General features: G+C 45.4%; 11 protein-coding genes and 1 riboswitch. Of the genes, 7 read left to right on the forward strand and 4 right to left on the reverse strand.

All coding sequences use genetic code 11. The features are described from left to right. Positions 1 to 1,570 precede the first annotated feature (1,570 nt). Positions 1,571 to 2,056 (forward strand): glutathione peroxidase, encoded by a 486-nt coding sequence (locus tag QUB10_RS19870; protein ID WP_333204841.1) that lies wholly within the window; start codon positions 1,571 to 1,573, stop codon positions 2,054 to 2,056. A 548-nt stretch (positions 2,057 to 2,604) separates the two neighbouring features. Beyond that, the gene (locus QUB10_RS19875; protein ID WP_333204843.1) at positions 2,605 to 3,066 is read left to right on the forward strand and encodes a VOC family protein; all 462 of its coding nucleotides are present in this window, start codon (positions 2,605 to 2,607) and stop codon (positions 3,064 to 3,066) included. Between the two features lie 93 nt (positions 3,067 to 3,159). On the opposite strand, the gene QUB10_RS19880 is transcribed toward QUB10_RS19875, so the two are convergent. The 4 genes from QUB10_RS19880 to QUB10_RS19895 form a co-directional block, all read right to left on the reverse strand. Then, the gene (locus tag QUB10_RS19880) at positions 3,160 to 5,745 is read right to left on the reverse strand and encodes a PAS domain S-box protein (RefSeq protein ID WP_333204844.1); all 2,586 of its coding nucleotides are present in this window, start codon (positions 5,743 to 5,745) and stop codon (positions 3,160 to 3,162) included. A 131-nt stretch (positions 5,746 to 5,876) separates the two neighbouring features. Continuing rightward, the gene (locus QUB10_RS19885) at positions 5,877 to 6,203 is read right to left on the reverse strand and encodes a hypothetical protein (RefSeq protein ID WP_333204846.1); all 327 of its coding nucleotides are present in this window, start codon (positions 6,201 to 6,203) and stop codon (positions 5,877 to 5,879) included. Between the two features lie 493 nt (positions 6,204 to 6,696). Next, entirely contained in the window at positions 6,697 to 8,835 is a 2,139-nt protein-coding gene (locus tag QUB10_RS19890) for an ATP-binding protein (protein WP_333204848.1), read from the reverse strand. A gap of 144 nt (positions 8,836 to 8,979) precedes the next feature. Beyond that, entirely contained in the window at positions 8,980 to 9,327 is a 348-nt protein-coding gene (locus tag QUB10_RS19895) for a slr1659 superfamily regulator (RefSeq protein WP_333204850.1), read from the reverse strand. A gap of 455 nt (positions 9,328 to 9,782) precedes the next feature. Between QUB10_RS19895 and cynS the strand changes: the two genes are divergently transcribed. The 5 genes from cynS (at position 9,783) to QUB10_RS19920 (ending at position 15,266) form a co-directional block, all read left to right on the forward strand. Then, on the forward strand, positions 9,783 to 10,226 hold the full coding sequence (cynS, locus tag QUB10_RS19900) for a cyanase (protein WP_333204852.1): 444 nt from the start codon (positions 9,783 to 9,785) through the stop codon (positions 10,224 to 10,226). 335 nt (positions 10,227 to 10,561) lie between these two features. Then, entirely contained in the window at positions 10,562 to 11,941 is a 1,380-nt protein-coding gene (clpX, locus tag QUB10_RS19905) for an ATP-dependent protease ATP-binding subunit ClpX (RefSeq protein ID WP_333204854.1), read from the forward strand. A 142-nt stretch (positions 11,942 to 12,083) separates the two neighbouring features. Beyond that, positions 12,084 to 12,230: riboswitch (cobalamin riboswitch) on the forward strand. A gap of 25 nt (positions 12,231 to 12,255) precedes the next feature. Continuing rightward, on the forward strand, positions 12,256 to 12,663 hold the full coding sequence (locus tag QUB10_RS19910; RefSeq protein ID WP_333204856.1) for a DUF1636 domain-containing protein: 408 nt from the start codon (positions 12,256 to 12,258) through the stop codon (positions 12,661 to 12,663). Between the two features lie 354 nt (positions 12,664 to 13,017). Further along, complete coding sequence (gene cobW / locus QUB10_RS19915) at positions 13,018 to 14,052, forward strand: cobalamin biosynthesis protein CobW (protein WP_333204858.1); 1,035 nt, start codon at positions 13,018 to 13,020, stop codon at positions 14,050 to 14,052. Positions 14,053 to 14,294: 242 nt separating this feature from the next. Further along, positions 14,295 to 15,266 (forward strand): GTP-binding protein, encoded by a 972-nt coding sequence (locus QUB10_RS19920; protein WP_333204860.1) that lies wholly within the window; start codon positions 14,295 to 14,297, stop codon positions 15,264 to 15,266. Positions 15,267 to 15,689 lie beyond the last annotated feature (423 nt).

Consider the following 15,689-nt stretch of genomic DNA (forward strand, 5'->3'; position numbering starts at 1 on the left):
GTCCCGCCCGTCCTTTTTGGACGGGCGGGACGCCCATCCCACTTTCCAGAGTGGAAGTTATTTAATTCTCATTCCTAAGATCAGGTTCGTTGACACTCCCCTGCCTGAAGGCGAGGGGATTCTTGGTTCTGCGACATACCTTAAAACTATCTATCCTTGCGGCAGTGTTTAAACCTGGTATCCGTTCAAAAGAACCAAATATCGAGCTTAATTTAGATAGCCTCGCGAGGGTTTGTCTCCCCAAGCTTTCGAGAATTGCTTCTCTTGTTTCTGTGTGCCCCACAGTACATTTTAGACAGTACATTTTAGAAATAAAAAGTTTAGTCTCTGATTTTGGCTTACATTAGTTAGCCCAGCTATGTTTTTCGTGGTTTTCGCTACCCACTAACCATTATTGTTTTCCGACCCGTCGTTTGAGCGTGGTGTCTCTTATGTATCGGCGGTTATTCTACCTGTAGTCTAGTTATTGTACTCTACAATGAACACAATGCAAGAAAGTTCAAGAAAACAATTAACAAAAGTTGATAATTAATTAAAGCCGTCCTAGAAGGACGGGGCTTTATACCCAATTTCTTGGTAAATTAACCGTAATTTTGGTCGGGGCGGGTTCACCAAAAAACTGGGTCTGAAGCCCCGTCCTTATAGGACGGCTTTACATTGAATTAAATCCCCTTTCGGGGTCGGAGAGGGAATTTAATGCAACCTCTCCGATTTTTGGGGAATGGTTGCCCCAAACTCCCATTTCTGGGGTAAAGTTAGCTTCGACAAAGTTATAAAGGCTTGCGCGGGCTAGCAGCACTGTCGAGCGTGACCTTAAGACTGTTTAACCACTAGCGACAGAGCAAGGGACTAGCTTCGCATCAAGCGGGTGTCGTGACCTAAATAACGTAGCTATTTAAAGCTTAGTCTGGTCAGAATGGCCTGTTAGATTTCTCTTTCAAGCCTCACGCCTTTAGGCTGAGGTTTCTGACCCATATCTATAATTTGACACTCCCCAGCTATCAGGCGTGGGGATTCTTAATTCAGCGACCGACCTTAAAGCGTCCTGTCCTTGCGGCAATACTCAAACCTTTTAACCGTAGAAAGCTACCAATTAACGAGCTTGACTCAGAATCACCCCAGCGGGTCTATCTCCAAAAGCGTACTAGGATATTTACAAGCGAGTTCGGGTATGCCCTACCCTACTTAACGATCCAAAAAGGAATAGTTTGTTTTTGCTGGTTGGGAACCTACATTTTCGGTTCTTAGCTGTTTAAAGAGTTTTCGCCGCTCTGCGTCCCCCAATTTATGCCTGAAAGTGTGTCTTATGTCCCGTTTCACTTCGGGCAAAGGAGTTTAACCTTGACTATTGCACTATACCACCTTATCCATCCTATCCGGGCTTTTTGAAAAGTTTTTCTGAACTAAAGCCGTCCTAGAAGGACGGGGTTTTAAACCCAGTTTTCCGATAAGGGCGAGATCCGTAAACCCGCCCCGACCGGGATATTGAAATTTTTAGCGATCGGCATCTAGACAAAATTGTACCGACTTGCGGTAAAATTGTGGTGGTCAAATTTAAAAGTATTTGAAAATGCCCAGCACAATCTCCGACATTAAAGTAAAAACGATCGCAGGCGAAGACAAGCAGCTAGGAGAGTACGCTGGCCAGGTACTCTTGATAGTTAATGTAGCTTCTAAATGTGGCTATACACCTCAATACAAAGGACTCGAAGAATTGAGCAAGAAGTACAGCGCGGCTGGACTCCGTGTTTTAGGATTTCCCTGCAACGACTTCGGAGGTCAAGAACCCGGAAGTAATCCCGAAATCGTCAATTTCTGTACTACAAAATACGGCGTCACCTTTGAATTATTTGACAAAGTATGCGCTAAAGGCACTCAGCAGCACCCGCTGTACGCTAAGCTTACGAGTGCAGTCGATCCCAAGGGTGAGGTTTCCTGGAATTTTGAGAAATTCTTAGTTAGCAAACAGGGTGAAGTGGTTGCTAGATTCCGCAGCAGTGTTGGCCCCGATTCGCCCGAACTGATCGCTGCCATCGATCGAGAATTGGCCAAATAAAAAGTTCGGCAACTAAGCAGTTTACAAAATTTAACGGATGGAGGTTTAAGGAAGAGGGAAGAAATTAATAGGCTTTTTTTATAATAAGTGAAAAGCTATTTTTTTTCTGCTCTTCCCCATTGTTTGCAAGCACTCAACCCTGAACGAATACCGATGATTGTATTTAATTGGAGAACGGTTTAATTTAATGGAAAATACATCGGGATTAGATTTAGTGGTAGGTTTACTTGCCTTCGCAATTCTGGCAGGTGGTCTGGCCATGCTATTTGTAGGCATGGCATCGTTCCCTAAAGAAAAATAACCGTACTAGGACTTACGCACGATTGTTGAGAAACCGGGTTTTTTTACGATAAAACCCGTTGTAGACCGCAGATTCGGTAAAAAACCCGGTTTCTAGACCCCGATGCGTAAGTCCTGAATACTTGATATTATGTGCGATCGCACGACGCTAATAAAAGTTTTCAGGACTAACTTAAAAGGCTTATTTTACAGCAGACGATCTGAATAAATCAAACTGCATTCAATTTGAACCTTCGCAATTGACAATCATGCAAACTACCGAAAACAACGTCAAAATAGTCCTCACGCCGGGGAATTTGCGCCGCGTTCACCATATCGCTTTAAACGTGCGCGACATGAAAGCTTCCCGCCACTTCTACGGTACAATTCTCGGCCTGCACGAACTAACAGGTGCAGAAATTCCCGCAACTTTAACAGAAATGGTAGCCGCTGGTAAAGTCGCTAATTTCGTTACCCCAGACGGTACTGTTATTGACTTATTTTGGCAGCCCGACTTGGAACCGCCAAACCCAGACCCGGAGAAGGCTTTTACCCGCGCCAACCACTTAGCCTTCGACATCGATCCGGCTTTGTTCGATCGCGCTCTGGAAGTGCTAAAGTCAAATCAAATTGCGATCGATAGCGGCCCCGTCACTCGCGCTACAGGACGCGGCATTTACTTTTACGATCCCGATGGATTTATCATCGAAATCCGTTGTGATGCAGTTTAAACAGTCGCTATCGGCTTCTCGGTAGTCCGGGTGCACCCTACATTTAGTCTTTGAATCGCGGTGTTCCGTACACAGCCTACGTTTAGAGTAGTTTTATGTTCCGTCTTGGCTAATAGGTTGCTTCGGCCAAGTAAACCGAAAAGTTGCTCCCTCACCTTCAGCAGATTCTATGGAAATACTGCCCCCTTGACCTTCGACAATTTTCTTCACCAGCGACAAACCAATCCCAGTATTTTCAACTTTATCGCGAGCTTCCAATGTCTGAAAAATTACAAAAACTTTATCGTGATATTGAGGAGCAATTCCGGGCCCGTCATCCTCTACAGAAAATTCGTAAAAATCATCTAAGTCTTTAATCGATATTTTTACATGACCCGATGCAGCTCGGTTGTGCTTAATTGCGTTGCTAATTAAATTAGAAAAAACCTGCTGCAACAGCAATCTTTCTGTCACAAAAGTTGGCATTCCCGGTTCAACTTTTACCTCAAATCCAGACGGCGGTGCCAACGAATCAATAATTTCTGCTAATAAATTCTCAACTTTTACCATTTCTGAAGGCACTTGAATTCGTCCGACGCGGGAATATTGCAGCAGTCCCTCAATCAAACCTTCCATCCTGTGAACTCTGCCACGCAGCAGGTTCATTTGGTGCAGAGTATCCTCTGTCATCGACTCGCTGAGGTCTTCTTCTATCCAACTGCTGAGATTTGCGATCGCCCTGAGCGGCGCTTTCAAATCGTGAGAAACTACATAAGCAAACTGGTCTAATTCTTGATTCCGCTTTCTTAAAACATTGGTCGTTTGAGCCAGATTTTGCGCCGTCACCCTCAATTCTTGAGCGCGCAACCGCAGCGATTCCTCCGCTTGTTTGCGATCCCTAATATCTTCAACCACACTCATCAGAAAATGAGTGCCATTTTGTTCTCGCAGCAGCGAAACCGTCAAGTTTGCCCACACCAACTCTCCGTCTTTGCGGATGTAGCGCTTTTCCAGAGAGAAATTTTCAATTTCTGCTGCTAACAATTGGCGCAAAAGTTCCAGTTCGCTTGCCAAATCTCCATGCCAAGTAATATCCTGAAATTTTTTCTCCACCAATTCTTGGCGGCTGTAGCCCAAAATTTCGCAAAGTTTTTGATTGACTAACAGAAATTTGCCTTCCACAGTCGCTTGAACCATGCCGACTGCCGCCTGCTCAAAAGTAGCGCGAAACCGCTGGGCGCTTTGGGCTAAAGCAATTTCTGAGCGTTTGCGATCGCTAATATCGTTGCTAATTTCCAAAATAGCCACCGGTTGATCTTGATCGTCGTATTGCAAAGTCCACCGGCTGGCCACCGTTATTTTGGTGCCGTCTTTCTTGGTTCGCACCAGTTCTCCTTGCCAAGAACCCTTCTCGAAAAATACTTTTTGAATTACCTCAAAAGGTTGGGCCCATTCTGTTTGTAAAAGCTTATGAATATTTTTTCCTATTGCTTGCGACTTCCGCCACCCGTAGAGCCACTTTGCCCCCAAATTCCAATAAGAAATTGCCCCATTCAAGTCTAGTACCGCGATCGTATCATTTGCCAAATCCAGCATTTGCGCTTGCTTTCGCAGAGTTTCCTCTGCTTTTTTCCGTCCTCTGGCATCGCGGCAAATCGCAATAAACAAGTGTTGATTTGCCAGATGCATTTCGCTGACAGACAACTCCATCGGAAACTTCGTTCCGTCGTGTCGCATTCCAACTGTTTCTTGCTGGTAAGTCTTCAGGGTAGTATCTGGATGTAACACAAAATATTCGATCGAATAATCCCCCACACTGCTGTGCGGCAGCGGTTGAGCTATCAGCCGCCGCAGGTTAGTGCCAATTATTCGATCGGCTTTCTGACCAAAAATCTTTTCTGCTGCCCTATTAAAAGACTCAATATTTCCCTGTGCATCCAAAGTAATAATACCATCAGCCGCATTGTCTACCACAGCTTGAATGCGACTTTTACTTTCTTCCAAGCCAGCTTCTCGCTTCCTCAATTCCTTCTCTAAACTATCAAATAAATACCAGGAAGCCCCTGCACCCAAACAGCCGGAAAGCAAACCCGCAACTTGCACAATATTAATGAAATCTACCACGTCCCCTAGTTGCCGATCTACACTTTTCTGGTAAGCTTCGCCGGCCTCAGAAAAAGCATTAATTTGTGTACGCAGCTTATCCATGTTCAATTTGCCTTGAGCAAACACCTGAATTCTTTCCGGCGACTGCATCCTTGTTGCCGAACTGTCGAGCTTATTCAAAGTGTTTTGCAAGAAATTTATATGCTGTTCGGTACTTTTTTTTATAGCTTCAAATCGCTGAGCTTGCAGTTTGTTTTCTTGAACCATAACCTTGAGTTTAGCCAGCAGCGGAGGCAAACTCTTCTTTGCTTCTAAGTAGGGTAATAGAAATTCGCGGCGCTGCGTCAACCCATAACCCCTAACGCTCGTTTCCGCATCCACCACCAGGGTTATCAACCGGTTAGTTTCCTGAAGTATTGCCTTATTAGTATCTGCTCGCTTTCTTATCTGTATGGCACTATCCCGGAGGCCGGCAATTGCTAGCAGCGAAGCAAACAGAAAAACCAGGGGGATAGCAATGATGACTGTTCCCTGCTGGCGAATTGGTCGGTCTGTCCATACAAAGTGGAGGCCGCGATCGAGCAAATACTTCACGAATATTGAAGGAGAAACTTTGCTGCCAGTATATCGCTTTTTGGCAGTTTAGGCTATGGATAAGTTCGTTTTGTTTGGTTTGACTATCGCCGGGGACTAACCGTGGAAACTAGATTAGACCCCTGCTATAGCTACCTGCTGACACTAACAGCAGATTTTTTGGCACGGTGTTTAAACGGAGGCAGGGAGAAAGAAAGGACTTTTTTCGACACCGAGACAGGAGGCGAAGCAGAAAGGATCGTTTCTGTTTTACCTTCGTTTTCGCCTTCGGCTTCTGCTTTTAAACTAGAGTCTGTTTCGCCAGTGTTTGGAACACTTGTAACTACAGTAGTCCACCTGCCTGTAGCCGGATCGCGATAACATGTAAAAGGGTTTATTTTTAGCGGTTGACTGCAAGGTTTAATCATGTAGATGCACTCCTTTGATTCTGAGAAATTGTGCATTGCTTTCAGCAGCAATGCTATCTCGCCAGTAGAAGCAGTATGAAGGCAAAAAGCAGAATTGTGTTTCTGCGTTCAGAGACTTTTGAGAATTCCTGAATTCCTGTTAACTTTTGCCTTCTACTGGTTCGCGACCATAGCATTACTTTTACCAAATTGCCTTTCTGGAAGCAACCCCCCACCCCCTTAATTAGGTTGAGGTGGGACTTGTGAATGCAGCGAGGCGCCCGATCGTGCCTGCAGGACAATTTTAGGATAATATAGGTATTCTAGGCTGAAAAAAAATGCTACTGTGTGATCGACAACAGAGGTTGAGCGCGATCGGTGTCACAATTAACAAGGGAATTGGTAATTGGTAATGGTTAATTGGTAAGGGGGGAATTGGTAATTGGGGAATTATTCCATCTTTTGCCATCCGTTAAATCCGTTAAATGCGGTACACAATTCCTGGCCAAACCCCCACCCATTAAATTCCTTAAATCCCCTACATGGCTAGTTGCCAAACTTGCTTCTAACTAATATCAACTTTGGCCTTTAAATGAACCGTAAAAGTAGAGCCAACATCCAACTGACTCTCAACAGTGATATCGCCGCCCATCATCTGGCAAAACAAGCGGCTAATGGCCAATCCTAAACCTGTGCCGCCGTACTTGCGAGTAGTCGAAGCGTCCCCTTGAATAAAAGGTTGAAACAAACCCTGCTGCTGTTCTGCCGACATTCCAATCCCCGTATCAGATACCTGCAAATAAACCCAATCGCTGTCACCTGCTGGTTCGCGAGTCGCGCTCAACAGCACCGTTCCACCTTCGGTAAACTTCAGGGCATTCGAGAGCAAATTGAACAGAATTTGCCGGACTTTAGTCAAATCTGCATACATCACTCCCAAATTCTCAGAGCAAGAAACTTGCAATTGATTGTGATTTTTTTCGACCAAAGGGTGCAAAGTTGCAACGACTTCTTCTATTAAATTACAGAGGTCAAATTTTTCTAAATAAAGCTCCATCCGACCGGCTTCTATCTTAGAAAGGTCTAGAATATCGTTAATTAAAGTCAGCAAGTGTTTGCCGGCGTTATAAATTTTTTGGGTATCGGGAATGATGTCTTTGAGTCCCGATTCTAGTGCTTCTTCTTGTAGCATTTCGCTGTAACCGATAATCGCGTTGAGCGGTGTCCGCAGCTCGTGGCTCATATTGGCTAAAAAAGTGCTTTTAGCTCTCGAAGCTGCTTCAGCTTTGTGTAAGGCTTCTTGCAAGGCTATTTCGGCTCTTTTGCGCTCGGCAATTTCGATGCGGAGCAGTTTATTGGCGGCGGTGAGTTGAGCGGTGCGCTGATCGACGGTCATTTCTAGCTGGGCTTTGGCTTTGGAAAGGGCTTCCTGAGCCCGCTGGCGCTCAAATCCTTCGATCGCCAGCGCTACCAAATTTGCCAAAGAATCGGCGAAGGTGCGCTCCTCCAGAGCCCACTGGCGGGGGGCGCCGATATGTTCGAGAGAGAGGATGCCCACGATCTGGCCGCCGAGCCTAATTGCTACATTTAATATGGATGAATTCGGCTTGCTGGCATTTGGCAGCACAGCGGAATGTTCGGCTAGGGAAGATGAATGGGACAAATTTGTTTGTAGAGAGTTTTGAGTCTTTGTCGTAGGTTCTAAAGCATTGTCCGATCGCAAATTTTCGCCAGGAGCGTCGCCTTCAACATCTAAAATTGATAAATTTAAATCGCTTGCCGATATGCACTCCCGGCTCAAATGATTCTCCTGGGTGCGATCGTACACGTCGAGACAAACTAATTTGAGGTTGGGGATTTTAAACTTAGAATGATTAACCCCCTCGTTTTGCTCTGGGGCAGCGGTATCTGTATCGATTGCCTCTGTTTGGTTGTGGGCGAGCACTCTCTCCGTAAAATTTAGCTGGGGATCGTTCGGGTAGCGAGTTCCAAATCTTCCGTGGTTGTAAAGCCAGACGCTGACTTTTTCCACATCCAAAGTGCGGGCTGCTGCCTCGGTAATTTCGCGAATTCCCACATTCAGCGCACCGCTGTTGAGAGTCCTCTGCCTACCTAGCTGCAACAAAGCCAAACTCTGGCGGCGGAGCCGCTTTTCGCTCTCTTGGAGGGTTTGTTCTGCTTCCTTGCGCTGGGTGAGGTCGTACAAGGCGCACAATGCTGTCGGCTCGCCGTTAAACACCAGCGACTGAACCGAGATCATCGCCCAGAAAGCGGTGCCGTCTGATTTTTTACAGTGGAGTTCGTAGTTTTGGAGGTATCCCTCTTTAGCAAGTGCCTCAAGTACCTTTGGGCGATCGGCGGGGTTAAAGTAAAAGTCTGGAGTGCTACAGCCGATCAATTTTTCTAGGGGTATGTTCAGGAGAGAAGCCAATTGAGCGTTCGCATACATAATTAAGCCGTCACAGAGGCGAGAAACTAATACCGGCACGGGAGTTGCCGAGGCGATCGCCCGAAACTGCTCTTCGCTTGAACGCAGCGCCAACTGAGCTTTGCTCAGCAAGTGAGCTTCCATTGTATCTGAATGTTCGGTGGTAGTCTCCAGCAAAATTTCTAGGTCAACCTTTTCGCGCTTCAAGTTTTCAAGTTCCGCACTCAGCCGTTGAACGTCGAAAAGTAGCTGTTCTGTCGATGGTTCTTCCTGCATAGCAATTGAAAATTGGTAATTTTTAGTCGGTTCTGAAGTTTTTTAGGGTTTTGTGCTAGTTTAACTATGACTTATTCCGATTAACTTCAGCCACCCTCATCCTGGTTCCCCCACTTAGCCGGGGATTTATCTTTACCTTTTTCGCTAGTATTCCAATTCTAATTGCAAGGAAGGCATCAGCCTCTGCAAGTTTTTCAGGGATTTTATCTGCCAGGGGATCTGTTTAGAACCTTTGATGGTGATTTGAATATTTTTTTGCTGGCGCACTTTGATCACAAATTTTGAGAAAATATTAATTCCAGAACTATTTAAAAATTCTAGCTTTCGCAAGTCTAGAGTCACCGTGTTTGGGCAGGAGTCAGCCACTTCGTTGAGCAGATCGACGATCGGTGCGTATTCTTCCACCTGGCTGAGTCGGAACGCTCCGCTACAGGTGACTGTTTGCGTAGCCCGATCGTACTGCATCGTGTAATTTTTGGTCTGAATCTCCATACTTTTGTCAGTTGCCGGTTTTGAGTGGTAAAGGGGCTTTGGCGGAGGGAGCGAGGATTGAGCTTCAGGCTAGCACGATCAAAATTCAGCCGTTTGCCGAATGCCGAATGCCTTTGCGTGTGTAACTTTTATTACATATACTGCCAACTGTACCATTGCCACAGGGCAGTTATGAGTTATTTTAGGATTTATCAGTTGTGTCAGTTGTGATACCAGTTGGAAAAAAGAATGCAACTGTTGACTAGCTCTCAACCCTGGTAGTCATCAGTCATTGCCAATCTAACATTTCCAATCTCAAATCTCAAATTGTATGAGTTGTGGGGGTTGACGAGACCAGCTTTTGCTGAAGTTCCGAGCTATCAATTCGATTTATTTTCTCAACTTAGTATTGACAAAATAACCAAAATGTGAGAAAAGTTTCACATCTGACACTGAAGTGAAGGGGAGAATATTTAATGGCAATTTCAGGAATTACAGAAAAGCTTTTGGCGGCTAAAAAAGCTCAGGGAATTAGTTTTGCAGATTTGGAAAAAGTTTTGGGGCGCGACGAAGTTTGGATTGCTGCGGTTATTTACCGTCAAGCTACCGCATCAGAAGATGAAGCCCAGAAAATTGTCTCGGCTTTGGGACTAGATAGCGAGACGGCTGCGGTTCTCTGTGAACCTCCGTTAAAAGGTTCTTTGGAGGCCTCGGTTCCGGTTGACCCCCTGATTTATCGTTTCTATGAAATTATGCAGGTTTACGGGATGCCACTCAAAGCAGTGATTCACGAAAAATTTGGTGACGGGATTATGAGCGCGATCGACTTTACTATGGATGTCGAGAAAGAAGCAGACCCAAAAGGCGATCGAGTGAAAATAATTATGTCGGGAAAATTTTTGGAATACAAAAAATGGTAAGCCCGTGCGGCTTTATTTTCAAGTGAAAATGAAAAATTAAAATTGGCTCCCATGACTCATGACTAATCACTAAAGCCTCAAAAGTGTTAACTTAGAAACAGAGATCGCGAAGCTTGACTGCGCCAAAAAACGGAGACAAGCCCCAAATTTTAGACCCTAGTTCAGCTCCAAAATTCATCTGTGGAGTAAATCTAAAATCTAAAATCTAAAATCTAAAATCGACTGACTGGCTTGGGTGTCCGATCGGGAAACCCTTCTAGGGCAAAGCTAAGGTCGCTCCCGCGGCAACTTCCCAGTCGAAACAAGCAACCGCAACCGTAAATTAAGAGGCAAATATGTCAAAATATGACTCCCATCTCAGATGCTCCTTTTGCGGCAAGTCGCAAGAGTACGTCCGCAAGTTAATAGCTGGGCCCGGCGTATACATTTGCGATGAGTGCGTGGAACTGTGCAATGAAATTTTAGAGGAGGAGTTCTTTGACTCCAGTAAAACAATTGGTCAACAGATTCCCCATTCAGAGGTGCGAGAGTCTCAGGGACAAGGAACCAGGCGCCCAGGTCGATCGAATAAATCGAAAATCGTTTTAGCTCAAATTCCGAAACCAACAGAGATTAAGCAGCATTTAGATAACCACGTCATCGGTCAGCATTCAGCAAAAAAAGTCCTTTCTGTAGCAGTTTATAACCACTACAAGCGCTTGAGCGTTGACCAAGCTAAAGATAGCGACAAGTCTTCCCCTGACAGCGATGTAGAACTGCAAAAATCCAACATCCTGCTAGTCGGGCCCACAGGTTGTGGCAAAACTTTGTTAGCGCAAAGTTTGGCGCAAATGCTCGAAGTGCCGTTTGCGGTAGCGGATGCGACGACGCTGACAGAAGCTGGATATGTCGGCGACGATGTAGAAAATATCTTGTTGCGGCTGTTGCAAATGTCAGATTTTGATGTTGAAGCGGCGCAACGTGGCATTATTTATATTGATGAAATTGACAAGATTGCTCGCAAAAGCGAAAACACTTCGATCACTAGGGATGTATCGGGAGAAGGAGTGCAGCAAGCGCTACTAAAAATGTTGGAAGGAACAGTGGTTAATGTTCCCCCGCAAGGCGGCCGCAAACATCCTTACCAAGATTTTATTCAAGTTGACACTAGCAAAATTCTATTTATTTGTGGCGGTGCTTTTGTCGGTTTGGAAAAAATAGTTGAACAGCGTTTGGGTAAAAAATCTTTGGGCTTTATTCAGCCAACAGAAAGCGACAGCAACTCAACTTTGCCGGCGAAAGACAAGCGGGCCGCTGATATTTTGCAGCAGGTACAGCCGGACGATTTAGTCAAGTTTGGTTTGATTCCTGAGTTTGTCGGGCGGATACCGGTGGTGACGGTGATTTCGCCGCTGGATGAAGCAGCTTTGATGCAGATATTGACTGAGCCCCGAAATGCGCTGGTGAAGCAGTATCAAAAGCTGTTGAAGATGGACAGCGTGGAATTGGAATTCCAGCCGGAAGCGCTGCGGGCGATCGCCCAGGAGGCCTATCGTCGCAAAACTGGCGCGAGAGCTCTCCGCAGCATTTTAGAGGAGTTAATGCTCGATGTGATGTACGAGTTGCCTTCTCGCAAGGATGTGGCTCACTGTATGATTACTCCTGAAATGGTCGAGAAGCGATCGACTGCTGAATTGCTGTGGCATCCCGCATGGCGGCAGCACGAAACTGCATAATTTATAATCTGTAGGGTGCTTGTGGCGCACCCTACAAACTACTAGACAAGCCCCCAGATTTATCCGTGGGGTGGCTTTCTCCAATCTAAAATCTAAAATCTAAAATCTAAAATCGCTCAATCGATTGGCGGCAAGTGCGGTATGATGTGATTTCGCGATCGGTTCTAGCGGGGAGCAGCCGTTAGAGGAAACGGGGAAAGTTCGGTGCAAGTCCGGCGCTGTCCCGCAACTGTAATGAAACCCTTGGGGTTTTTCAAGTCAGAATGCCCGCCGATATCTAACTCACTTTTGAACGCATCTGCGAGGTACGGATGATGGATGGAATTAACACGGCTGTACGCACAAAGCACAGTCTACTTGTTTGCACTGCTTGCGCTAGTGTTTGGAAAAACGGCAAGCGCGAAGGCAAAAGCGGCGGTCAACAATTCATGGAAAATTTGTCGCAACTCGCTAAAGATTGGGAGTTTTCTGATAAGTTTGAGATTCAAGAAGTTGAGTGCATGAGTGCTTGCAGTCACTCTTGTGCGGTGTGTTTTGCTGCTGTTGGAAAGTACACTTATCTGTTTGGCGATTTACCAGCAAATGAGTCGGAAAGCGTCGAGGCTGTACTCGAATGCGCGGGTCAATACTATGCTAAACCGGACGGTTTGTTACCTTGGTCTGAGCGTCCTCAAGCTCTGAAAAAAGGCGTTTTAGCAAAGATTCCACCGCTGGCAAATTAGAGCCTTTCTCGTTACCATGCTCTGCCCATTGGTGACAACTTAACGTCAAACCGATCGTCTCTCTTGTTTTTATCGAAATCTAGATCCCCCCTAACCCCCCTTAATAAGGGGGGGACAAGAAATATTCTCAAAGTGGGTCTTCTTAAGGGGGATTTAGGGGGATCTAGACTTCGCCTAAAAACGACATTTATGCTGGGTTTCCTAGTTCCCAGGCAGAGCCTGGTAACGCATACGCACAGGCTCTGCCTTGTATTAAAAGCGCTCCTTTATTCCAGCGAGGCAGAGCCTCTAGATTAGCATTCCCAGGCTCTGCCTGGGAACAAGATATTCCACCAAATAAGCACAAAATTATCAATGCACAAAATTCCTGTTACTGTCATCACTGGTTTTCTCGGTAGCGGCAAAACTACCTTAATTCGCCACTTATTGCAAAATAATCAAGGTCGCCGCATTGCTGTTCTGGTTAACGAATTTGGCGAAATCGGAATTGATGGAGAACTGCTGCGCGATTGCCAAGTTTGCGACGAAGAAGAAAATGTTAGCAGCAATATTGTTGAACTAACAAATGGTTGTCTTTGCTGCACTGTTCAAGAGGAATTCTTGCCGACTATGCAGGAATTGTTGAAGCGTAGAGAGCAAATTGATTGTATCTTAATTGAGACTTCGGGCCTCGCACTTCCTAAACCTTTGATTCAAGCTTTTCGCTGGCCGGAAATTCGCACGGGTGCTACTGTAGACGGTGTGGTTGCTGTTGTCGATTGCGAAGCTATTGCTAGCGGTTCTTTTGTTGGTGATATTGATGCTTTGATGGCACAGCGGCAGGCTGATGATAGTTTAGATCACGAAACTCCGATCGAGGAATTGTTTGAAGACCAGTTAGCCTGTGCCGATATGGTACTTTTAACGAAGGTCGATCGCGTAGATGCGGAAACTCACAAGAAAGTCCAAAGCTGGTTGCAGCAAGAGTTGCGTCCGAGTGTGAAAATTGTGCCCTGCAAAGGTGGCGAAATTAACCCTGATGTGCTCATGGGATTTAATGCGGCGGTTGAGGATGATTTGGAGTCTCGTCCGAGTCACCACGACACTGAGGAGGAACATGAACATGATGATGATATTAACTCGACTTACTTTATTGCCGATCGCGAATTTGAACCTGAAGCTTTGGTGAAAAAACTGCAATCGTTGATGCAGCAGGAGGAAATCTATCGGATTAAAGGGTTTGTGGCGGTTCCCAAGAAACCGATGAGGATGGTGTTGCAAGGTGTCGGTTCGCGGATAGAATATTTTTACGATCGCCCTTGGCAACCTTCCGAACTCCGTCAAACCAAATTAGTGCTGATTGGTCGAGAGTTAGAGCGCGATCGAATTGCAGCTATGATTAACAATTAATTGTCATCAGTCATTAGCCACACACGCTGACCTCAGAAACCGGGTTTCTTCCTATATTTCTCGTTCCTGTTCCCAAAACTCGTAGAAACCCGGTTTCTAGCCCTATGGGTAAGCTCTGAACCAAAGACTGCGTATTCCTGTAGTTAAAAACTCTTAACATTTTTTAATAAACTTGCTACTACCAGCAAGTCTGGTGTAAAATAGCGATAATGGTTATCATTGTACAATAATCGAGGTAAAGTATGGTGACTGCTGGGGCGATCGAATCAGTTCCTGTTACTGTTCTCACAGGCTATCTGGGTGCAGGCAAAACTACGCTACTGAACCGCATTTTAACAGAGGAACACGGCAAAAAAGTTGCAGTCATCGTCAACGAATTCGGCGAAGTAGGCATCGACAACCAACTGATAATTGATGCCGATGAAGAAATTTTTGAGATGAACAACGGCTGCATTTGCTGTACAGTCCGAGGTGATTTAATTCGGATTATCGGCAACTTGATGAAGCGGCGAGACAAATTTGACCACATAGTCATCGAAACGACAGGTTTAGCCGACCCCGCACCCGTCATTCAGACATTTTTTGTAGACGAAGATATGCGGGACACATTAATGCTAGATGCAGTTGTCACTGTAGTCGATGCCAAGCACATCTGGCAGCACTGGGACGCAGACGAAGCTCAAGAACAAATTGCATTCGCCGATGTAGTTTTACTAAACAAAACTGATTTAGTGACTGAGGAAGAATTGGGAGAATTAGAAAAGCGAATTCGCGCCATGAATGCAATGGCAAAAATTCACCGTACTCACAACGCTGAATTACAAATGGATGCTTTGTTGGGCGTCAAAGCATTTGATTTGAACCGGGCATTAGAAATAGAACCCGACTTTTTGGGCGAACACACTCACGAACATGACGAAACAGTAACTTCCGTAGCAATAGTCGAATCCGGTGCTATTGATGGCAACAAATTTAGCGATTGGATCGGCGAATTGTTGCGAACTCAAGGCACGAATATTTTTCGCACAAAAGGCATTTTGAATATGGCCGGAGAAAACAAGCGATTTGTTTTTCAAGGAGTACATATGCTGTTCGATGGCAGACCGGATCGACCTTGGAAAGCTACAGAAACTCGGAAAAACGAGCTTGTATTCATCGGTCGGAATTTAAACGAAAATCAGTTGCGAGAGGATTTTCGGAAATGTCTGGTTTAACTGACGTATTGAAGCATTTTTCATCAGCCTTTTAGGAACAGGCAAGATGCCTGTTCCACAGGAATAAAATTCATTTTTTGTGGGAGGGAACAGGCAAGATGCCTGTTCCACAAGATGAAAATTCATTTTTTGTGGGAGGGAACAGGCAAGATGCCTGTTCCACAAGATGAAAATTCATCTTTTGTGGGAGGGAACAGGCAAGATGCCTGTTCCACAAGATGAAAATTCATCTTTTGTGGGAGGGAACAGGCAAGATGCCTGTTCCACAAGATGAAAATTCATCTTTTGTGGGAGGGAACAGGCAAGATGCCTGTTCCACAAGATGAAAATTCATCTTTTGTGGGAGGGAACAGGCAAGATGCCTGTTCCACAAGATGAAAATTCATCTTTTGTGGGAGGGAACAGGCAAGATGCCTGTTCCAC

The organism is Microcoleus sp. B5-D4, from assembly GCF_036705145.1.
GTDB lineage: Bacteria > Cyanobacteriota > Cyanobacteriia > Cyanobacteriales > Microcoleaceae > Microcoleus.

Coding starts and splice junctions, on each gene's coding strand:
- QUB10_RS19870 (WP_333204841.1), top strand. CDS start 1,571: ATGCCCAGCACAATCTCCGACATTAAAGTAAAAACGATCGCAGGCGAA.
- QUB10_RS19875 (WP_333204843.1), top strand. CDS start 2,605: ATGCAAACTACCGAAAACAACGTCAAAATAGTCCTCACGCCGGGGAAT.
- QUB10_RS19890 (WP_333204848.1), bottom strand. CDS start 8,835: ATGCAGGAAGAACCATCGACAGAACAGCTACTTTTCGACGTTCAACGG.
- QUB10_RS19895 (WP_333204850.1), bottom strand. CDS start 9,327: ATGGAGATTCAGACCAAAAATTACACGATGCAGTACGATCGGGCTACG.
- cynS (WP_333204852.1), top strand. CDS start 9,783: ATGGCAATTTCAGGAATTACAGAAAAGCTTTTGGCGGCTAAAAAAGCT.
- clpX (WP_333204854.1), top strand. CDS start 10,562: ATGTCAAAATATGACTCCCATCTCAGATGCTCCTTTTGCGGCAAGTCG.
- QUB10_RS19910 (WP_333204856.1), top strand. CDS start 12,256: ATGGATGGAATTAACACGGCTGTACGCACAAAGCACAGTCTACTTGTT.
- cobW (WP_333204858.1), top strand. CDS start 13,018: ATGCACAAAATTCCTGTTACTGTCATCACTGGTTTTCTCGGTAGCGGC.
- QUB10_RS19920 (WP_333204860.1), top strand. CDS start 14,295: ATGGTGACTGCTGGGGCGATCGAATCAGTTCCTGTTACTGTTCTCACA.